Here is a 19,033-nt window from a genome sequence, read left to right as displayed (position 1 = left end):
CGCTTCAGGTGGGGATCGTGACCAGGCTCCGTCCGTCGAAGGTGCGCACCTCGAAGCGGTCGATGGCGCCGGGGGCCATGGCGGCGGCACCGTGGACGTACAGCGGCTTGCGCGCCGTCTCGTTCGGGCTGTCCGCGATGCCGTACCCCCATTTCGGGACGGACCAGGACGTGACGACCTCCTCCTCGCCCTCCTTGGAGACGGCGACGAGGCGGCACTTCAGCGGGCCCGTGACGTTCCTGAGCTCCAGCATGGCGTCCGTGCCCCAGCCCTTCGCCTCCATGCCGACGGTGGCGCTGACCCGGGTCGTCGCGTCGGTCGCCGAGACCTTCTGCGCCAGCCCGGAGAAGACGTCCTCCGCCGTGACGCGCGTGGTGGTCGGCGCGTCGCCGGACAGGGCGCCCACGGCGAGCGCCGGCCCGCCGATCACCAGCACCGCGACGGCCGCGACGAGGTACCGGGCCTTGCGGTGGCGGCGGGCGCGGTGCACGGACACCTCGTCGACGAGCCGGTTCAGCAGGGGCGGGCCGGGCGGTCCGCCGGGCGCGTGGGGCACGGGCGGCGGTGGGGGCGGCGCGGTCACCGGCCGCTCCGCCGGGCCGGGGCCCTCCGCCAGGAGCGCCAGCATCGGCGGCATGCCGGCCAGCTCGTCCAGACGCGCCGCGCACACGCCGCAGCCGGCGAGGTGGGCCTCGAAGGCGGTGGCGTCGGCGTCGTCGAGCACCCCGAGCACGTACGCGCCGACGGCGTCGTGCACGGACCCCTCGGCGTACTCCTCGCCGTAGCCGTGCGTCGTCATGCCGACACCCCCCTCTCCTCCAGTGCCAGCTTCATCGACCGCAGTGCGTAGAACACCCGGGACCGCACGGTCCCGCTCGGTATCCCCAGGGTCTGCGCGGCCTCGTTGACCGTACGCCCCTTGAAGTACGTCTCGATGAGGACTTCCCGATGGGCGGGGGTCAAATCGTCGAGTGCGTCCGACAACGTCATCAGCCACAGCGCCTTGTCGATCTCGTCCTCCGCGGGCATGACCTCCAGCGGCGACGGATCGACCTCCTGCGGCCGGGCCTGCCGGCTGCGGTGGCCGTCGATGACGATGCGCCGGGCGACCGTCACCAGCCAGGGTCGGACGGAGCCGGTGGCCCGGTTGAGCTGACCGGCGTTCTTCCAGGCACGGATGAGCGTCTCCTGCACCACGTCCTCGGCGCGCTGGCGGTCGCCGGCGACGAGGCGCAGCACGTAGGCGAGCAGCGGTCCGGCGTGCTCGCTGTAGAGCGACCGCATCAACTCCTCGTCGGGTCCGGGGGCGTTGACGTGCGGCGACTCCGCGCGGTGCCGGGCCCGACGCGCCCCACGGCGGTCATCGGCCACGGCGGCATCCTTGCGCACCCGAACCTCCCGGTCGAGACCCTGTCCGACTCCTTGCCCCCATGACTACGGAGCGGGGAGCCGAACGTCTCAACGCCGCCGGGATTTTCCTCCGGAGGGTTCCGTGGTGCGGACGGCGCGCGCCCGGTGGCGGGCCACGCGCTCGCGGTTGCCGCACGTCTCGCTGGAGCACCAACGGCGGCGCCCGCCGCGGGAGGTGTCCAGGTAGACGCGGTGGCAGTGGTCGCCCTCGCACTGGCGGAGCAGGGCGCGCGCCTCGGGGTCGGTCAGCAGGTCGACGGCGTCGCGGGCGACGGTGGCGACGAGCGGGGCGCAGCGCGGGGCCGCGCCCAGGGCCCGTACGAGCCGGCCGTCGACACCGCGCACGGCGCGGGGGGCGGGCGGCGCGGCGGCGGCCGCGAGGGCGTTGAGCCGGTCCAGCGCCGCGGGCACGTCGGGGGTGTGGGCGCCCAGCTCGGCGCGGACCAGGACGCCGATGTGGACGCGGAGTTCGGCGAAGCGCTCGACCCAGTCGTCGTCCACGGCGGTGAGCGGCGTGCCGGGCGGTACGAGCCCGCAGCCGAGCAGCCACCGCGCGAGCCGCCCGGGGTCTGTGGGCGGCTCGGCCAGTAAGGCCAGGCAGCGCCGCCCGGGATCGAACCGCCGTTCGTCGCCGTCCATGTGCCAGTCACCGCCTGGGGTCACCGCGGAGTCGTCCGTCGTCCACCGTCCGTCCCCAGGGTGCCCGTCAGGAGCGCCCCCGGGAAGGCCGCGCGCGGCATCCACCCGCCGCCGGGCCGGACGGGACGCGCCGGGCGGGGCGGGAGGACGCGGCCGGGGGCCGGCCGGCGGCGGGCGCGCGGCCCGTGACGAGCGGTCAGGCGACGTCAGTCGGCGGTGTCCGCACCCGGGTCCGCCACCGGGTCCGTGCCCGGGTCCGCCGCAGGCTCCCCGCCCGCGTCCGCCACCGGGTCCGTGCCCGGGTCCGCCGTCGGGTCGAGGGCCAGGCGGTAGCCGCGCTTGACGACCGTCTGGATCAGCTTCGGCGCGCCGAGCGCGGACCGCAGCCGGGCCATGGCGGTCTCCACGGCGTGCTCGTCCCGGCCGGCGCCGGGCAGCGCCCGCAGGAGCTCCGCGCGGGGGACGACCCAGCCGGGGCGCCGGGCCAGGGCGTGCAGCAGCGACATGCCGGCCGGCGGCACCGGCCGCAGCGCCCCGTCCACCAGGACGGCGTGGCCGCGGATCTCGACGCGGCGCCCGGCGACGGGCAGGGTCCGCGCCCTGGCCGGCAGCTCCTGGCACAGGAGCTGGACCAGCGGGCCGAGCCGGAAGCGGGCGGGCTGGTAGGTGTCCACGCCGTGGCTCTGCAGCGGTACGGCGGTGACCGGGCCGACGCAGGCGGGCAGCACGTCGTGGCGCAGGGCGTCGAGCAGTTCGGCGCGCAGGCCGCGGCCGTGGGCCCGGGCCAGCAGGGACGCGGCGGCGGGGGCGCTGGTGAACGTCACGGCGTCCAGCGACCGCGCCAGCGTCGCGTCGAGGAGCCGGTCCAGGGGCGCCGGGTCCTCGGGCGGCATCCACCGGTACACCGGTACGACGACCACGTCCGCCCCGGCGTCCTCCAGGGCCTCCACGAAGCCCGGCAGCGGTTCGCCGTGGAGCTGGAGGGCGATGCGGCTGTCGGCGACGCCCTGGTCGAGGAGGCGGTCGAGGACCTCGGCCATGGAGTCGCTGCCGGGCGACCACTCCTCGGTCAGCCCCGCCGCCCGTACCGCGCCCTTGACCTTGGGACCGCGGGCGAGGACGCGTACGCGCCGCAGGCAGTCGACGAGGTCCTCCCCGTACCCCCAGCCGTCGGCGGCCTCCAGCCAGCCGCGGAAGCCGATCGCCGTGGTGGCGACGACGGTGTCCGGGGGGTCGGCGACGAGGGCCTTCGTCGCGTCGAGGAGCTCCGCGTCGTCGGCGAGCGGCACGATCCGCAGCGCGGGGGCGTGCAGTACCGCCGCGCCCCGGCGCTGCAGCAGCGCGCCCAGTTCGTCCGCGCGGCGGGCCGCGGTGACACCGACCGTGAAGCCCGCGAGGGGGCCGTGTTCCTGCTGCTGCTCGTGCATGGGGCCCGAGCCTGACAAGGGTGCGTGACAGTCGGGGTTCGCCGAGGTTTCCCCGCCGTTACGGACCATGTGCGCTCACACCTCCGAGTAGCCGAACCGGCTCCGCGCCGGGACGCCGGCGTCGGCGGCGTCGACCGCGTCCACCGGGCCGCCCTGACCGGCCGTGACGGACGTACCGGCGGGGCCGGTCGTGCCGGCCGTGGCGGCCGCTTCCGCCGTGCCGGCCGTGGCGGTCGCGCGGGTCGTCGCCGGCTTGCGAAGGTACACCGCCCACGTCACCGCGATGCAGGCGGCGTAGAAGGCGAGGAAGGCGACGAAGGCGGCCGTGCCGGTCCCGGCGGTCTGGAAGGACTGGCGGAAGGCGAGGTTGATGCCGAGTCCGCCGACGGCGCCGAGCGCGCCGATGAGGCCCATGGAGGCGCCGGAGATGCGGCGCCCGTAGGCGTCGGCCTCCTCGCCGGTCAGGCCCGCGGCGTGCGCCTTCGCCTTGAAGATCGCCGGGACCATCTTGAACGTCGAGCCGTTGCCGAGGCCGCTGAGGACGAACAGGGAGGTGAAGCCGACGAGGAAGACCGCGAACGACTCGGCGAGCGAGGCGAGCACGACGACGCCGGTCGCGGCGGCCATCGCGACGAAGGTGCCGAGGGTGATGCGGGCGCCGCCGTACTTGTCGGCCAGCGAGCCGCCGACGGGCCGGATGAGGGAGCCGAGGAGCGGGCCGACGAAGGTGAGCGACGCCGCCTCCAGCGGGGTCCGCCCGAACTGAGTCTGCAGGACGAGCCCGAAGGCGAAGCTGTAGCCGATGAACGAGCCGAAGGTGCCGACGTAGAGGAACGCCATGATCCACGTGTGGGCGTCGCGGGCGGCCTCCTTCACGGCGCCGGTGTCGTTCCTGACGGGCGCGAGGTTGTCCATGAAGAGCGCCGCGCAGACCGCCGCGACGACGATCAGCGGGAGGTAGAGGCCGAGGACGATCCGCGGGTGGGCGGCGCCGGCCGTGCCGATGACCGCGAGCCCGACCAGCTGGACGACGGGGACGCCGATGTTGCCGCCGCCGGCGTTGAGGCCCAGGGCCCAGCCCTTGCGGTGGAGGGGGAAGAAGGCGTTGATGTTCGTCATGGAGGAGGCGAAGTTGCCGCCGCCGACCCCGGTGAGCGCGGCCACGAGGACGAAGGTCGTGTACGACGTGCCGGGTTCCATCACCGCGTAGGCGGCGCCCGTCGGCAGCAGGAGCAGCAGCGCGCTGATCACCGTCCAGTTCCGTCCGCCGAAGCGGGCGACGGCGAAGCTGTACGGGACGCGGATGACCGCGCCGACGAGCGTGGCGACCGCGATGAGGAAGAACTTCCCGGCCGGGTCGATGCCGTACTCCGGCCCCATGAACAGGACCATCACGGACCACAGCGTCCAGATGGAGAACCCGATGTGCTCGGAGACCACGGAGAAGAGCAGGTTGCGGTTGGCGACGCGCTCGCCCTTCTCCCGCCAGAAGACCTCGTCCTCCGGATCCCACTCATCGATCCACCGTCCGCCCATCGCGCACCTCCGCTGTGTCGGTCCCAGAACGCCGTCCGGGGGCCGACGCTAGGCGGGGCGCGTTTCAGCCGGGTCATCCGACGTGACCGGCCGGAAACCTTGCTCTCACCCGGGGCGTGGGCGAGCTGTGAGCGCCCGTTCAGCCGCCGGCGCGCATGAGGGCGGCGTCGGCCTCGGGGAGCCAGGCGCCGTCCGGGACGACCAGCCACTCCTCCGCGGCGGCGAGCTCGGCGGCGGCGGTGCGCAGCGCGTCGAGACCGGGGTGCTTCAGCCCCCTGCGCCACACCATCGCCACGGGTGACAGGGGTACGGGCCGGACCAGCGGTCTGCGGACGGTGTCCGGCATGGCCTGGAAGTCGACCACGGCGAGCACCGGCGTACGGCCCTTGGCCATGACGCGGCGGAACTCCTCCACGCCGACGGCGAGCGGGGCGGGCGGGGCGACGCGGACACCGTGGCCGGCGAAGAGCAGCGCGGCGAGGTCGGTCCACTCGCGGGTGCGGGGGTTGCCCGCCCCGGCGTACAGCGCCTCCCCGGCGAGCGCGGACAGCTCGACCTCGTCCCGGTCGGCGAGCGGGTGTCCGACCGGGAGGATCACCGCCATCGGCTCGTACCGCACGGGCTGCCAGGCGAGCCGGGCGCGGACGGCGGGGTCGAGGCCGGCGACGCGGCCGAAGGAGACGTCGAGGCGGCCGGCGAGCATCTCGGCGGCGGCGCCGGTCAGGCCGCTCTCGTAGCGGGCCATCAGCTCGCAGTCGGGCGCGAGGCGCCGGGCGTGCTCCAGGACCCGGCCGGTGGAGATCGCCGGGGTGTTGAGGTCGACCAGCAGCGGGCGCGGGCCGGCCCCGGTGAAGGCGGCGGCGAGGTCGTCGTACGCGGTGAGGACGGCCTCGGCGTACGGCCGCAGGCGCTCGCCCGCCGCGGTGAGGGAGACCTGCCGGGTGGTGCGGACGAACAGCTCCGTGCCGAGGTCCCGCTCCAGGCGCCGGATGTCCCGGCTGAGGGCCTGCTGGGCGACGTACAGGCGGGCGGCGGCGCGGGTGAAGTGCAGCTCGTCGGCGACGGCGGTGAAGGCGCGCAGGAGCCGGGGATCGATGTCGGGGACCACGACCGGGAACCTACAACACAGGTGTGTCAATCGCCGCTGATCAGGTGTTGGACCCCGGGAGGGGGCGGCACGGAGGGTGGGGCCATGTCCCCGCACCCGACGCAGGCCGCCCCCGTGCCGGCCCTCTCCCCCGGCGTCCTCGCCCTCGCCCCCCGCTACACCGAGCCGGGCACCCCGTCCCGCCCGCGCGGCACCGGGCCCGACCGGCCGCGGCGCACCGGACCCGACCGCCCGCACGGCCCCGACCCGGGCCGCCCGCCCGCTCCCGGGCCCGGTACCGGCCTCGACCGTCCGGCGCGCACCTCCCGCCCCCACGGCACCGGATCCGGCCCCGGGCCCCGCCCCGGCCGCCGGCCCCGTGTCCGCAACCCGTACGCCCGGCTCTTCGCCCTGCCCGGCACGCGCGCGTTCACCGCGGGGAACCTCGTCGCGCGGATCCCGATGGGAATGTTCACCGTCAGCGCGGTCATCATGATCGCGGAGACCCGGGGTTCGTACGCCCTCGCCGGGGCGGTCACCGCGACGGGGCTGGCCGCGACGGCGGTCGTGGCGCCGTTCACGGCCCGGCTCGTCGACCGGTACGGGCAGGCACGCGTCGCCGTCCCCGCCACCGTGCTCGCGGTGCTCGGCTCCCTCGCCCTGCTGCTGTGCGTCCGTCACCAGGCGCCGCCCTGGACGCTGTTCGCCGCGTACGCCGCGACGGCGACCACCCCGAACATCGGCGGCATGTCCCGCTCCCGCTGGGCGCACCTGTACCGGGGCGACCCGGAGGCGGTGCACGCCGCGAACGCCTTCGAGCAGGCCGTGGACGAGCTGTGCTTCGTGCTCGGCCCGGTGCTCGCCGCGTTCCTGTGTGCGGCGCTCTTCCCGGAGGCGGGCACCCTCGTCGGGGCGGTCCTGCTGCTCACCGGGATGCTGCTGTTCACCGCGCAGCGGGCCACCGAACCGCCGGCCGCCCCGCGCCGCGCCGGGCACCGCCCCCGCTCCCCGCTGCGCACGGCCGGGATGCCCGCGCTGTTGGTGGTGTTCCTGGCGACGGGCGCGGTCTTCGGCTCCCTGGAGATCGTGACCCTGGCGTTCGTCGACGGGCCGGTGGCGGGCCCGGTCATGGCACTCCAGGCGTTCGGTTCGTTCCTGGCGGGCCTCGCCTACGGCTCCGCGCGCCCGGCCGCGGATCCTGGGCGCCGGCTGCCGGTGTGCCTGGTGGCGATGACCGTCCTCATGGCGGGCCCGCTGCTCGCCTCCGGCACCGGCTCGCTCCCGGTCCTGGCGGGCGCCCTGCTCCTGGCCGGGATGGCGACGGCGCCGACGATGGTGACGGGCACGACGCTGGTGCAGCGCCTGACCCCCGCCGGGCAGCTGAACGAGGGGATGACCCTCGCGGTGACGGCCCTCCTCGGCGGCGTCTCGGCCGGCGCGGCGGCGGGCGGCTGGCTCGTGGAGCACGCGGGCGCCGGCACGGCGTACGCCCTGCCGGTGGCGGCAGCGGGGCTGGCGCTGTGCCTCGCGGTGGCGGGCACGCCCCGTCGGGCCCTGCCGTATCATCCGGCGCATGGTGACGGTGGAGCGACTGCGGGCTGACCACGCGCCCGCCCTGCTGGCGTTCGAGCGGGAGAACCGCGCCTGGTTCGCCCGGTCGATTCCGGACCGGGGCGACGCGTACTTCGCGGAGTTCGACGAGCGGCACCGCGTGCTCCTCGCCGAGCAGGAGGCCGGTCTGCGCCACTTCCATGTCGTCCTGGACGGTGACGGGGAGCTGGTCGGCCGGGTCAACCTGGTCCGCGCCGATGAGGACGGCCACGAGCTCGGCTACCGCGTCGCCGAGCGGGCGGCGGGCCGGGGGGTGGCGACGGCGGCGGTCGCGGAGGTGTGCCGGCTCGCCGCCGACGCGTACGGCCTCACGGAGCTGCGGGCGGTGACGACGGTCGACAACCGGGCCTCCCGCGCCGTGCTGGAGCGCAACGCCTTCGAGACCGTCGGCACCCTGACCCTCACCGGCCGTCCGGGCCTGCGCTACCGGCGCCTGCTCACCCCGCCCTGACCGACCGCGGCCGGCGGCCCCCGACCACGGCGGGGCGGGCACGCCGGGGCGGGGCGGCTCGGGCTCACGCCGGGCCGGGCGTACGACAAGGGCCCGGCCGCCTGATGGCTGCCGGGCCCTCGCCCACATGGGATGAGTGGAGATGGCGGGAATCGAACCCGCGTCCAACGGTGCGGAACCAGGGCTTCTCCGTGTGCAGTCCGCTGCGATTTTCTCGGCCCCGGAGATCACGCGGACAAGTCTCCGACGGGCTCAGTCACTGTGTGGTTTCCCTCTACGCCCCGTGACCGGGCCTAGAGGTTTAGTTCCCTAGCTGATGCCAGGATCCGGGTCGGGAACAGCCCCGGGCTGACACTTCGCAAGCTCGCTACTCAGGCAGCGAGGGCGAAGGAATCGCGCTTGGTGTTGGCGATTATTGGTTGCGACATATGGTTTACGAGATCATTGCCGCTTCCTCGACACGCTTCCCCTGCTTCGACAGCCGCTGTCGAAACCGATCATCCCCATGTTGATTTTTCAAAGTGCGCCCGCCAGGCGGGGCAGGTGCCATCGTACGTGACCGACGCCCGCGGATGCCAGCGCATTCCCGCCCGGGCGGCGGATCAGGCGCGCTGGCGGCGGCGGACCGCCGACACGGCCCGGTCGGTCTCGCGCCGGTCCTGCTTCTCCCGCAGCGTCTGCCGCTTGTCGTACTCCTTCTTGCCGCGCGCGAGCGCGATCTCGACCTTGGCCCGGCCGTCCTTGAAGTACAGCGCCAGGGGCACGATCGTGTGACCCGTCTCCTGCGACTTCGACTCCAGCTTGTCGATCTCGGCCCGGTGCAGGAGCAGCTTCCGCTTGCGCCGCGCGGAGTGGTTGGTCCAGGTGCCCTGGCTGTACTCCGGGACGTGGACGTTGTGCAGCCACGCCTCGTGCGCGTCGATCTGGACGAAGCCGTCCACCAGCGAGGCCCGCCCCTGGCGCAGCGACTTCACCTCGGTGCCGGTCAGGACCAGACCGCACTCGTAGGTGTCCATGATGTGGTAGTCGTGCCGCGCCTTCTTGTTCTGCGCGATCATCTTGCGCCCTGTTTCCTTAGCCATAGTGCGGTCATTTTCGCACTAGGTGCCCGCCCCGAGGCCACTCAATACCGTGCGCGCCCGCTCCACGGTCCCCGTGGGCGCGGGGACGTCGGGGGTGATGCCCCGCCCGTCGACGCGGACGCCGGCAGGGGTGCGGTAGTGGCCGACGGTCAGTTCCGCGACCGATCCGTCGGGCAGCCGGCTCGGCATCTGCACCGAGCCCTTGCCGAAGGTCCGCGAGCCGACGGTGACGGCCCGGCCGCGGTCCTTGAGGGCTCCGGTGAGCAGCTCGGCGGCGCTCATCGTCCCGCCGTCGACGAGGGCGACGAGGGGCCGGTCGGTGTCCCCGCCCGACTCGGCGTACAGGGCGTTCTCCGTGCCGTGCACGTCGTAGGTGGCGACGAGGCCGCCGTCGAGGAAGGCCGACGCGGCGGCGACCGCCTCGGTGACGAGCCCGCCGCCGTTGCCCCGCAGGTCGAGCAGGACGCCGGCGCCCTCGGGCGCGCGGTCGACGGCCCTGCGGACGAGTGCGCCGCTGCCCCGGGTGAAGGCGGTGACGCGGATCACGACGGCGTCGTCGAGCCTCCGCACGGTGACGGGCTCGGTGGCGAGCCGGGCCCGGCGCAGGGTCGCGGTCCAGGCACGCGTGCCGCGCTGGAGGTCGAGGACGACGGCGGAGCCGGCCCCGGCGGCCGCGGCCCCGCCGTCCGGGCCGTCGCCGCGCAGCAGGGCGACCACCTCGGCGGCGGTGTGCCCGCGCGCGGCGCGGCCGTCGACCGCGCGGATCCGGTCCCCGGGACGCAGCCCGGCCCGGGCCGCGGGACCGCCGGACTGCACCCGGTCCACCTCGACGTGCCCCTCGGCGGTACGGCGGGCCCACAGCCCGACGCCCGTGTACGACCCGTCCAGGGCGCGCTGGAACTCCTCGTACTCCCGCCGGTCGTAGACGGCGCCCCAGCGGTCCCCGCTGCGGCTGACGACCTCCTGGGCGGCCTCGGCGCCCGACTTGCCGTCGGCCGCCGCCTCGGCGGCGGCGCGGGCCACCTCGTCGCGCACGGTGCCGCCGCGCCGCGGGGCCGGCACGTCCCGGCCGGTCTCGGCGGGCGCCCGTACGGCGGTACCGGCGTGCGCGGCACCGGCGTGCGCGGCACCGCCGGTGGCGGGGCGCGGGCCCCCGGCGTCGTCGTGCGGGAGGGAGTCGGTGGCGGCGGCCGTCGCGAGGACGGTCGCGAAGAGTACGGTCAGCGCCGCCCCGCGCCGGATGCGGTGGGGCCGTGGCACGGACTCGGGACCCGGCAGCGACATGCCGCCCACTCTAGGACAACCGGGCGGCGCCGTACGGGCGTCGGCCGTACGGCGCCAGGGGCGCTCGTCACACCTTCAGGTACTTGCGCAGGGCGACGGCAGCGGCCAGCGAGGGCATCAGGAGGCCGATGACCAGCACCAGGGGCAGGACGGAGAACACCGCGTCCCAGCCGATGAACTGGACCAGCGGCATCTGCTCGGCGAGCGAGAGCCCCGCGTCGATGAGGAAGTACCGGCCGACGAGCAGCAGTCCGCAGGCGACCAGGCCGCCGAGGAGGCCGGCGAAGGCGGCCTCCATGATGAACGGCATCTGGATGTAGAAGCTCGACGCGCCCACCAGCCGCATGATGCCGGTCTCGCGGCGCCGGCTGAACGCCGACACGCGCACCGTGTTGACGATCAGCATCAGCGCGATGAGCAGCATCAGGCCCATGACGACGAGGGCGGCGACGTTCATGCCGCGCATCATGTTGAAGAGGTTCTCCAGGATGCCCCGCTGGTCCTGCACCGAGTGGACGCCGGCCCGGCCGGAGAACGCGGTGGCGACGACCTCGTACTTCTCCGGGTCCTTCAGCTTGACCCGGAACGACTCCTGCATCTGGTCCGGCGTGATGACGCTGGCGATGGCGGTGTCGCCGTACTGCTCCCGGTAGTGCCGGTACGCCTCCTCCGCCGTCTCGTGGTGCACGGACTCGACGAGGTCGAGCTTCTTCAGGTCGGACTCGATCTGCTCCTTCTGCTGGGCGGTGACCGCGCCCTTGGAGCAGGTCTCCGAGACCTCGGCGTCGTTCTTGTTGCAGAGGTAGACCGTGACGTTGACCTTGTCGTACCAGAAGTCCTTCATCGCGTTGACCTGCTGGCCCATGAGCACGGCGCCGCCGAACAGGGCCAGCGACAGGGCCACGGAGACGATGACGGCGAAGGTCATCGTGAGGTTGCGACGGAGGCCGACACCGATCTCCGAGAGTACGAACTGGGCGCGCATCGGGTGCGTTGAGCCTTTCCTTGCCGTGCGTGAGGACTGCCGCCGCGGACTGCCGCCGCCGCCGGCCGCCGGTCAGTGCTGGTAGCCGTAGACGCCGCGGGCCTGGTCGCGGACGAGTCGGCCCTTGTCGAGCTCGATGACGCGCTTGCGCATCTGGTCGACGATGTTCTGGTCGTGCGTCGCCATGATGACGGTCGTGCCCGTGCGGTTGATCTTGTCGAGCAGCTTCATGATGCCGACGGACGTCTGCGGGTCGAGGTTGCCGGTCGGCTCGTCGGCGATCAGCAGCATCGGCCGGTTGACGAAGGCGCGGGCGATGGCCACGCGCTGCTGCTCACCACCGGACAGCTCGCCGGGCATCCGGTCCTCCTTGCCCGCGAGGCCGACCAGCCCGAGGACCTGGGGGACGGCCTTGCGGATCTCGCCGCGCGGCTTGCCGATGACCTCCTGCGCGAACGCCACGTTCTGCGCGACGGTCTTGTTCGGCAGCAGGCGGAAGTCCTGGAAGACGGTGCCCAGCTGGCGGCGCATGTGCGGCACCTTCCAGTTGGACAGGCGGGCCAGGTCCTTGCCGAGGACGTGCACCGTTCCCGTGCTGGCGCGCTCCTCGCGCAGGACCAGCCGCAGGAAGGTGGACTTCCCGGAACCGGAGGACCCCACCAGGAAGACGAACTCGCCCTTCTCGATCTCCAGGGAGACGTCTCGGAGAGCGGCGTGGTTCTGCTTCGGGTAGGACTTGGAGACGTTGTCGAATCGGATCACGGGTGCACCCACGGTCGGCCGGGAGGAGTAGGTGAGCGTGACCATACGCGAACCGGGATGTCCCGTGCAGGCACCGTCCGGCCTTGCCCGGATTGTCCGATCTCGCCGGTCGTGGTAGGGGCCCTGACCGGCCGGGATCCGGGGGCGCGCGCCTAAAGTCGTGGGACCTGGCACAGTGGTGGGGGGAACGGACGCGTTTCCCTGAGCGTTGTGCGGAGAGAACTGGGTGGACATTCCGCGTCCAGCGGCTCCGCCGCGCGGGAGGAGGAGAGCGCATGACCTATGACCGACTGGTGTGCGCCAACTGCGCGGCGCCCGTGAGCGAGGGCCGCTGCCCCGTGTGCCGGGCGAACCGCGAGCGCATGCAGCAGGGCCCCTGGGGCGCCCTGAGCCCCGCAGCGCTGCTGGCGCTCCTCCTGCTCCTGGTGGCGGCCGCGGCGGCGCTGGCGGTGGCCCACCAGCCCGCCTAGCGGGCCGCGAGCGCGCGGAAGCAAGCGGAAGGGCCCGGACGACCGTGGAAACGGTGGTCCGGGCCCTTCCGCTTGCCCTCCCGCGGGCCGGCCGGCGGGAGGGCCGTGGACCCTCCCGCCGGCCGGCGCGGGTGGAGCGGGCGCACTGCCCGCGGTGCCTCAGCCGGCGGTACGGCCTCAGGCGACGGTGCGGCCGCCGGCGACCAGACGCGGCAGCAGGCGGAAGCCGACGCCACCGGCGATCATCGTCGCGGCGCCGAGCAGCAGGAACGTGGTCTCGCCGGCGCCGGTCTCGGCCAGCTCCTCCTTGGCCTCGCCCTGCTGCACCGGCTGCGAGCCGACGTTGTTGGTGTCGGGGTTGTTGGTGTCGGCGCACTCGGCCCCGTCGACGGTCACGGCGCAGCCGCCGGTGGAGCCGCCGTTGCCCCCGGTGGTGGCGGAGCCCGTGGTGCCGGCGTTACCGCCGGTGGTGCTGTCGCCGCCGGTGGTGCCGGTGGTGCCGGTGGTGCTGTCACCGCCGGTGGTGCCCGTGGTGCCCGTGGTGCCGGTCGAGCCCGTGGTGCCCGTCGAGCCGGTGGAGCCGGTGGACCCGGTGGTGCCCGTGCTGCCGGTCGAGCCCGTGGTGCCCGTCGAGCCGGTGGAGCCGGTGGACCCGGTGGAGCCCGTGGTGCCGGTCGAGCCCGTGGTGCCCGTCGAGCCGGTGGAGCCGGTCTCGCCCGTGGTGCCGGTGCTGCCGGTCGTACCCGTGGTACCCGTGGTGCCGGGGGTACCGGTCTCACCCGTGGTGCCCGTGCTGCCGGTGGTGCCGGTCGTACCGGTGGTGCCGGTCTCGCCCGTGGCGCCGGTCGTTCCCGTCGTACCGGTCGTGCCGGTCTCGCCCGTGGTACCCGTGGTGCCGGTGGTGCCCGTGGTGCCGGTCTCACCGGTGGTGCCCGTGGTGCCCGTGGTGCCCGTGGTGCCCGTGGTGCCCGTGGTGCCCGTGGTGCCGGTCTCGCCCGTGGTGCCGCCCGTGGTGGGCTCGGTCGGGTCCGGGTCGGACGGGTCGTCGCAGGTCGGGTCGATCGGCGGGCACTCGTTCTCGATCGAGAACCCGAACTCGACGCCCGTGGCCTGCGCGGCCCCGGCGGCGGTCAGGGACGCACCCGCGGCGATCACCGCGCCCGCGGCTATCCGCGCGACCCTGACTCGCATCTTCTTCGTCATATAGCTGCTACCCCCAGTAGCCGTTCTCGTCAGTAGGGCAGCGCGCTCAGGGGCAACGGACGCTGGGGGCTTCGTGCCGTTCCCCCGGTCACACGCGCCCCGGACATGCGCATGCCGCGCGTCAGCTTTCCCAGTTTTCGATGCACCGTCAAGCTCGTTGCGCACGCGATGTCCGGAATGGACGGCCTTGCCTGAGGTGCGGGGATGCAACTGTGACGAAACCCCGGAGGGCGGCCCCCACAAGGGCGGTTGGCATGTCGACAAAGCGAGAGAGCGCGACAGTGATCCCTTGCGACAGCGAATCGCCAACGCCCGCGCCCCGCCCCGTCCCCGACGCGGCCGCGTCGCTGAGGGCACGTCAGGACGGTGCGCGGGCACGGGGAAACGGCGACGGCGCCTGCCCCGGAGGTGGGGCGGCGCCGTCGTGCGGTGGTGCGGTGGTGCGGGCTACTTCTCCTGCTGCTTGCGCCAGCGGATGCCCGCCTCCAGGAAGGCGTCGATCTCGCCGTCGAGCACGGCCTGCGGGTTGCCGACCTCGTGCTCGGTGCGCAGGTCCTTCACCATCTGGTACGGGTGCAGGACGTAGGAGCGCATCTGGTTGCCCCAGGAGCTGCCGCCGTCGCCCTTCAGGGCGTCCATCTTGGCGCGGTCCTCCTGTCGCTGGCGCTCCAGCAGGCGGGCCTGGAGGACGCGCATCGCGGACGCCTTGTTCTGGATCTGCGACTTCTCGTTCTGGCAGGAGACGACCACGCCGGTCGGGATGTGCGTGATGCGGACCGCGGAGTCCGTGGTGTTCACGGACTGGCCGCCGGGGCCGGAGGACCGGTACACGTCGATGCGGAGCTCGTTCTCCGGGATGTCGATGTGGTCGGTCTGCTCGACGACCGGGAGCACCTCGACGCCGGCGAAGGACGTCTGGCGGCGGCCCTGGTTGTCGAAGGGGGAGATGCGGACCAGGCGGTGCGTGCCCTGCTCGACGGAGAGCGTGCCGTAGGCGTACGGGGCGTGCACGACGAAGGTGGTCGACTTGATGCCCGCCTCCTCCGCGTACGACGTCTCGTAGATCTCCGTCTTGTAGTCGTGCCGCTCGGCCCAGCGCAGGTACATGCGCTGGAGGCGCTCGGCGAAGTCGGAGGCGTCGACGCCGCCGGCCTCGGCGCGGATGGTGACGAGGGCCTCGCGCTCGTCGTACTCGCCGGACAGGAGGGTGCGCACCTCCATCTCGTCGAGGGCCTTGCGGACGTCGGTCAGCTCGGCCTCGGCCTCCGCGAGGGTGTCCTGGTCGTCCTCCGCCTCGGCGAGCTCGAAGAGCACCGCGAGGTCGTCGATCCGACCGCGCAGGCTCTCCGCCTTGCGCACCTCCGCCTGGAGGTGCGACAGCCTGCTGGTGATCTTCTGTGCCGCCTCGGGGTCGTCCCAGAGGGACGGGGCGGCCGCCTGCTCCTCGAGCACGGCGATGTCCGCCCTCATCTTGTCGAGGTCGAGGACCGCCTCGATGGACCCCATGGTCGAGGCGAGGGACTTGAGCTCTTCGGATACGTCGACGACTGCCACGGGTCCAGCGTAACGGCTGGCCGCGGCAGCCCCCTCCCCCGAGGGCGGGCCGGCCGTTCCCCCGGGCGCTCGGCGACTCCCTCCGGGGGCCGGCGGACGCCGTCCCCCGGGGCCCCGGCAGCGGTCTGGCGCGGTCCCCGGCGCCCCTCCCCGGTGAGGTCGGGGCCCCTCCCCGAGGCGCCGGCAGCCCCGCCGGCGGGACGCTTCCCGGGGCCGGGGGCGAGGTCAGGGCCGTGCGGGGGCCGTGTCGGGAACCGTCTCCGGGGCGGAGCGCCGGGAGTCCTGCGGCGGTGCCTCCGTGTCGTCGCCCGCCGTGGCGAACCAGCCCCCGACGCCGACCGCGGCCGCCAGGGCGGCACCGGCGACCGAGACGACCAGACGGCGCCTGCGGACGGCGGAGGGCTTGTTGCGGGCCGAGCCGGGGCGGCGCTGGCCGGGCGCGCGGGGGGCTCGGGCGGTGCCGAGGGGGCCGCCGGAGAGCTCGTCGGGCCCGGGGACGCGCATCGACGTGTGGGTGTCGCGGCTGGAGTCCGTGGCCGAGCCGGGGACGAGGGGGACGGCGGACCTGCGCGGGCCGTTGGGGACGGTCGGGTACGGGTCGTCCTCGTACGACTCCGACGCGGGCTCCGCGCCCGGCTCGTCGACGTCGAGCGGCGGCATGTCCGCGACGAGCGGGGCGAGGTCGTGGAGGCGGGCGGCGAGCTCGGAGGCGCGCAGCCGGGAGGCGGGCGCCTTCGCCAGGCACTGGACGATCAGCTGCCACAGCTCGTCGGGGATGCCGGGGAGCGGGACCACGGTCTCGGTGACGTGGCGGCGCAGGACGGCGCCGGGGTGGCCGCCGCCGAACGGGGTGAAGCCGGCCAGCAGCTCGTACAGGACGGTCGCGAGGGCGTAGATGTCCACGGCCGCGCGGGGCGGCAGGCCCTCCACGATCTCGGGGGCGAGGTAGTCGGGCGTGCCGATGATGCGGTTGGAGCGGGTGCGACGCGGGGTGTCGATGAGCTTGGCGACGCCGAAGTCGGTCAGCAGGGCCGGGTGGGCGCCGCCCGGTCCGAGGGGCCCCTCCATGTCGAGGAGGATGTTCTCCGGCTTCACGTCGCGGTGGACGACGCCGGCGGCGTGCGCGGCGGCGAGGCCCTCGGCGACGTCGGCGACGATCGCCACGGCGGCGGCCGGGGCCAGCCGGCGTTCGCGGTCGAGGCGGCTGCGCAGGTCGGTGCCGCGCACGAGGTCCATGACGAGGGCGAGGTCGTTGCCGTCGACGACCAGGTCGCGCACGGCGACCACGCGGGGGTGTTCGAGCCCGAGCAGGGCGGTGCGCTCCTGGACGAAGCGCCCGACGAGCTCCTGGTCCGAGGCCAGGTCCTCGCGGAGCAGCTTGATCGCGACGGGCCCCTCGGGACCCTCGCCGAGCCACACCGTGCCGGCGCTGCCCCGCCCCAGGATCTGGTGAGCCGTGTACCGGCTGCCGATTTTCCGTGCCAAGACTGCTCCCTCAGCGGCTGGCGTTCCCGACCAAGTTACGCGGGTGCGGGCGCCGGCATTCACGCCGGAGGGGAAATCACCCCTCCGAAGTCGACAAAGCGACTCGGCGGCCGCCGCCGGTCACGGCGCGGGGGTGTCCGTCCCGCCGCCGCTCGCGCTGCCGAGCCCGGAGATCCAGTCGCTGACGGAGGCGATGGCGTCGCCGATGGCCTCCCAGTACCCCTTGCCCTGGGCGACCCAGCCCTGGAGGGGCGTGAGCTCCCAGATGAGCCATCCGGCCACGACGAACAGCACGATCGTGAACAGGCAGCCCTTGAGGCAGCCGAGGCCCGGGATGCGCATGGGGTTGGCGCTGCGCTGCCGGGGCGCCCGCGGGGCGGGCGGCGGCGGCTGGGGCGCCTGCGGCTGCGGGGCGTACTGCTGTCGCGGCGGCTGGGGCGCGGGTGGGCGCTGCTGCCGGCGCTGGGGCGGCCGGGGCTGGTGCTGCGGCGGCTGGGGCTGGTGCTGCGGCGGCTGCGGGGCGTACGGCTGGGGCTGCTGCCCGTACTGCTGGTGCGGCGCCTGCCGGCCGCCGTACTGCTGGTGCTGCGGCCGGTACTGCGGCGGCTGCTGCTGCGGCGGGGGCGGCTGCTGGGGCCGGCGCTGGGGGCGGCGGCGCAGCGGGTCCTCACCCGGGTCCAGGTACTGCACCTGGGTCTGCTCGTTGCGGTCGCGGGCGGCGCGCAGCTGCGTCTGCCACGGGTGCGGGTCCTCGGGCTGCCCCGGCGGCACGGGCGGCATCACCGCCGTCGGGTCGGCGGCGTCTCCGGGCCGGCCGGCGCCGGGGCCCGTCGCCGGGAGGACGCTGGTGGCGGCGGCCGGGTCGTAGTGGGGTGCCCCCGGAGCGCCCTGGCCGGTGCTCGGCAGGACCTGGGTGGCGTCGGAGGCGCCGGGGACCGGCGGGGCGGGCGTGTCCGGCACGGGCGCGGGCGCCGGGTCGGGCGCGAGCAGCGCGCCGACGCCGTCCGCCGCCTCGATCTCGGCGACCGAGGCGTGCACGCCGATGCCGGCGGCGACGGTGCGCAGGGCGCGCGCGAGGTTCTCCGCGCCGGGACGGCCGTCCGGGTCCTTGCTGAGGCACCGCTCGATGACCGTCCACAGCGGGGCGGGCACCGTGGAGGGGCGGCGCGGTTCCTCGCTGAGGTGGCGGTGGAGGACCTCCAGGGCCGTACCGCCCGCGAACGGGGGACGGCCGGTGACCAGCTCGTACAGCATGATCCCGGCGCCGTAGACGTCCACGGCGGAGGTCTGCGGGCGGCCCTCGGCGGACTCGGGCGCCACGTAGGCCGGGGTGCCGACGAACTCGTGGGTGCGGGTGAGGCCCGGGGAGTCGGCGAGGCGGGCGATGCCGAAGTCGGTCAACATCGGGTGCATCCGCCCGTCCCGCTCGGCGAGCAGGACGTTGGCCGGCTTCAGGTCGCGGTGGACGACGCCGTCGGCGTGGCTGGCGGCGAGCGCGTCGGCGACCTGGGCCATGAGCAGGGCGGCGGCGACCGGCGTCAGGGGGCCGTTCTCCCGGACGTACCGGTGGAGGTCCGGGCCGTCGACGAGGTCCATGACCAGGGCGAGGAGATCGCCCTCGACCACCAGGTCGCGGGTGCGGACGATGTTGGGGTGGGTCAGGCGCAGGAGGACGGAGCGCTCCCGCAGGAAGCGCATCACGACGTCCGCGTCGTTGGCGAGCTCCTCCTTGAGGACCTTGATCGCGACGGTCTCCCCGGGCTGACCCGGCACGGCCGCCTCGGCGCCCGCCGTCTCCCTCTGGCGCGCGCGCCAGACGGTGCCCGTGGCGCCGCGTCCGAGCGGCTGCTCGAGCAGGTACTTGCTGCCGACTGGCCGCACGGTCATGCGCTCCCTGCGATCGTGGTCCCGAAGCTTGCGTCCGGCCCACTCTAGTGCCGTTCCGCTTCCTTCGAATGTCCGGCGATTGTCCTTCGAACGTTCCCCCTCCAGGGGTGACGGCAGGGAAGACGTGCGGCCCGCGCCCCCGGTTGCCTGGCGCACACAT

At 74.5% G+C, this 19,033-nt stretch carries 17 protein-coding genes and 1 other RNA gene; 3 read left to right on the top strand and 15 right to left on the bottom strand.

Annotation, left to right across the window (positions count from 1 at the left end; genetic code table 11):
* Positions 1-4: 4 nt before the first annotated feature.
* The 6 genes from ACF053_RS05705 to ACF053_RS05680 form a co-directional block, all read right to left on the bottom strand.
* Positions 5-799, bottom strand: a complete 795-nt coding sequence (locus tag ACF053_RS05705; RefSeq protein ID WP_391952695.1) for an anti-sigma factor family protein — start codon at positions 797-799, stop codon at positions 5-7.
* Positions 796-1,389 (bottom strand): sigma-70 family RNA polymerase sigma factor, encoded by a 594-nt coding sequence (locus ACF053_RS05700; protein WP_391952694.1) that lies wholly within the window; start codon positions 1,387-1,389, stop codon positions 796-798. Before ACF053_RS05700 ends, ACF053_RS05705 begins: the two co-directional genes overlap by 4 nt.
* 69 nt (positions 1,390-1,458) lie before the next feature.
* Positions 1,459-2,049, bottom strand: coding sequence for a CGNR zinc finger domain-containing protein (locus ACF053_RS05695; protein ID WP_391953189.1), 591 nt, complete (start codon positions 2,047-2,049; stop codon positions 1,459-1,461).
* Between the two features lie 206 nt (positions 2,050-2,255).
* Positions 2,256-3,476 (bottom strand): uroporphyrinogen-III synthase, encoded by a 1,221-nt coding sequence (locus ACF053_RS05690; RefSeq protein ID WP_391952693.1) that lies wholly within the window; start codon positions 3,474-3,476, stop codon positions 2,256-2,258.
* 75 nt (positions 3,477-3,551) lie between these two features.
* Positions 3,552-5,012 (bottom strand): MFS transporter, encoded by a 1,461-nt coding sequence (locus ACF053_RS05685; RefSeq protein WP_391952692.1) that lies wholly within the window; start codon positions 5,010-5,012, stop codon positions 3,552-3,554.
* A 139-nt stretch (positions 5,013-5,151) separates the two neighbouring features.
* Entirely contained in the window at positions 5,152-6,120 is a 969-nt protein-coding gene (locus ACF053_RS05680) for a LysR family transcriptional regulator (RefSeq protein ID WP_391952691.1), read from the bottom strand.
* An 84-nt stretch (positions 6,121-6,204) separates the two neighbouring features.
* On the opposite strand from ACF053_RS05680, the gene ACF053_RS05675 reads away from it, so the two are divergent.
* Together ACF053_RS05675 and ACF053_RS05670 are read left to right on the top strand one after the other, a co-directional pair.
* Complete coding sequence (locus ACF053_RS05675) at positions 6,205-7,701, top strand: MFS transporter (RefSeq protein ID WP_391952690.1); 1,497 nt, start codon at positions 6,205-6,207, stop codon at positions 7,699-7,701.
* Positions 7,673-8,161 carry a GNAT family N-acetyltransferase gene (locus tag ACF053_RS05670; protein WP_391952689.1) on the top strand — a complete coding sequence of 163 codons (489 nt, stop codon included), beginning with the start codon at positions 7,673-7,675 and terminating at the stop codon, positions 8,159-8,161. Before ACF053_RS05675 ends, ACF053_RS05670 begins: the two co-directional genes overlap by 29 nt.
* A 134-nt stretch (positions 8,162-8,295) precedes the next feature.
* Here the strand turns inward: ACF053_RS05670 and ssrA are convergent.
* The 5 genes from ssrA to ftsE all read right to left on the bottom strand — a co-directional run bounded on the left by ssrA (position 8,296) and on the right by ftsE (position 12,274).
* Positions 8,296-8,666, bottom strand: a transfer-messenger RNA (tmRNA) gene (ssrA, locus tag ACF053_RS05665).
* A gap of 97 nt (positions 8,667-8,763) precedes the next feature.
* The gene (gene smpB, locus ACF053_RS05660; protein ID WP_391952688.1) at positions 8,764-9,243 is read right to left on the bottom strand and encodes an SsrA-binding protein SmpB; all 480 of its coding nucleotides are present in this window, start codon (positions 9,241-9,243) and stop codon (positions 8,764-8,766) included.
* An 18-nt stretch (positions 9,244-9,261) separates the two neighbouring features.
* Positions 9,262-10,527, bottom strand: a complete 1,266-nt coding sequence (locus ACF053_RS05655; protein WP_391952687.1) for a S41 family peptidase — start codon at positions 10,525-10,527, stop codon at positions 9,262-9,264.
* Positions 10,528-10,594: 67 nt separating this feature from the next.
* Positions 10,595-11,512 (bottom strand): permease-like cell division protein FtsX, encoded by a 918-nt coding sequence (ftsX, locus tag ACF053_RS05650; RefSeq protein WP_058945497.1) that lies wholly within the window; start codon positions 11,510-11,512, stop codon positions 10,595-10,597.
* Positions 11,513-11,584: 72 nt separating this feature from the next.
* A complete protein-coding gene (gene ftsE, locus ACF053_RS05645) occupies positions 11,585-12,274 on the bottom strand; it encodes a cell division ATP-binding protein FtsE (protein ID WP_058945500.1) in 690 nt (229 codons plus the stop codon).
* Between the two features lie 275 nt (positions 12,275-12,549).
* Between ftsE and ACF053_RS05640 the strand changes: the two genes are divergently transcribed.
* Entirely contained in the window at positions 12,550-12,744 is a 195-nt protein-coding gene (locus tag ACF053_RS05640; RefSeq protein ID WP_391952686.1) for a hypothetical protein, read from the top strand.
* A 177-nt stretch (positions 12,745-12,921) separates the two neighbouring features.
* On the opposite strand, the gene ACF053_RS05635 is transcribed toward ACF053_RS05640, so the two are convergent.
* From ACF053_RS05635 to ACF053_RS05620, 4 genes are all read right to left on the bottom strand, one after another.
* Positions 12,922-13,947, bottom strand: a complete 1,026-nt coding sequence (locus ACF053_RS05635; protein ID WP_391952685.1) for a hypothetical protein — start codon at positions 13,945-13,947, stop codon at positions 12,922-12,924.
* A 447-nt stretch (positions 13,948-14,394) separates the two neighbouring features.
* Positions 14,395-15,501, bottom strand: coding sequence for a peptide chain release factor 2 (prfB, locus tag ACF053_RS05630; protein ID WP_391952684.1), 1,107 nt, complete (start codon positions 15,499-15,501; stop codon positions 14,395-14,397).
* 225 nt (positions 15,502-15,726) lie between these two features.
* The gene (locus tag ACF053_RS05625; RefSeq protein ID WP_391952683.1) at positions 15,727-16,986 is read right to left on the bottom strand and encodes a serine/threonine-protein kinase; all 1,260 of its coding nucleotides are present in this window, start codon (positions 16,984-16,986) and stop codon (positions 15,727-15,729) included.
* 120 nt (positions 16,987-17,106) lie between these two features.
* A complete protein-coding gene (locus ACF053_RS05620; RefSeq protein ID WP_391953188.1) occupies positions 17,107-18,867 on the bottom strand; it encodes a serine/threonine-protein kinase in 1,761 nt (586 codons plus the stop codon).
* Positions 18,868-19,033: the final 166 nt, after the last annotated feature.

Source organism: Streptomyces kanasensis (assembly GCF_043077165.1).
Taxonomy (GTDB): Bacteria; Actinomycetota; Actinomycetes; order Streptomycetales; family Streptomycetaceae; genus Streptomyces; species Streptomyces changanensis.
The sequence above is the reverse complement of the archived record's forward strand: the minus strand, read 5'-3'. Positions and strand labels throughout refer to the sequence as shown.

Bases quoted from the DNA above. Each gene is read 5' to 3' on its own strand.
- ACF053_RS05705 (WP_391952695.1), bottom strand. From the start codon at position 799: ATGACGACGCACGGCTACGGCGAGGAGTACGCCGAGGGGTCCGTGCAC.
- ACF053_RS05695 (WP_391953189.1), bottom strand. From the start codon at position 2,049: ATGGACGGCGACGAACGGCGGTTCGATCCCGGGCGGCGCTGCCTGGCC.
- ACF053_RS05690 (WP_391952693.1), bottom strand. From the start codon at position 3,476: ATGCACGAGCAGCAGCAGGAACACGGCCCCCTCGCGGGCTTCACGGTC.
- ACF053_RS05685 (WP_391952692.1), bottom strand. From the start codon at position 5,012: ATGGGCGGACGGTGGATCGATGAGTGGGATCCGGAGGACGAGGTCTTC.
- ACF053_RS05675 (WP_391952690.1), top strand. From the start codon at position 6,205: ATGTCCCCGCACCCGACGCAGGCCGCCCCCGTGCCGGCCCTCTCCCCC.
- ACF053_RS05670 (WP_391952689.1), top strand. From the start codon at position 7,673: ATGGTGACGGTGGAGCGACTGCGGGCTGACCACGCGCCCGCCCTGCTG.
- smpB (WP_391952688.1), bottom strand. From the start codon at position 9,243: ATGGCTAAGGAAACAGGGCGCAAGATGATCGCGCAGAACAAGAAGGCG.
- ACF053_RS05655 (WP_391952687.1), bottom strand. From the start codon at position 10,527: ATGTCGCTGCCGGGTCCCGAGTCCGTGCCACGGCCCCACCGCATCCGG.
- ftsX (WP_058945497.1), bottom strand. From the start codon at position 11,512: ATGCGCGCCCAGTTCGTACTCTCGGAGATCGGTGTCGGCCTCCGTCGC.
- ACF053_RS05640 (WP_391952686.1), top strand. From the start codon at position 12,550: ATGACCTATGACCGACTGGTGTGCGCCAACTGCGCGGCGCCCGTGAGC.
- ACF053_RS05635 (WP_391952685.1), bottom strand. From the start codon at position 13,947: ATGACGAAGAAGATGCGAGTCAGGGTCGCGCGGATAGCCGCGGGCGCG.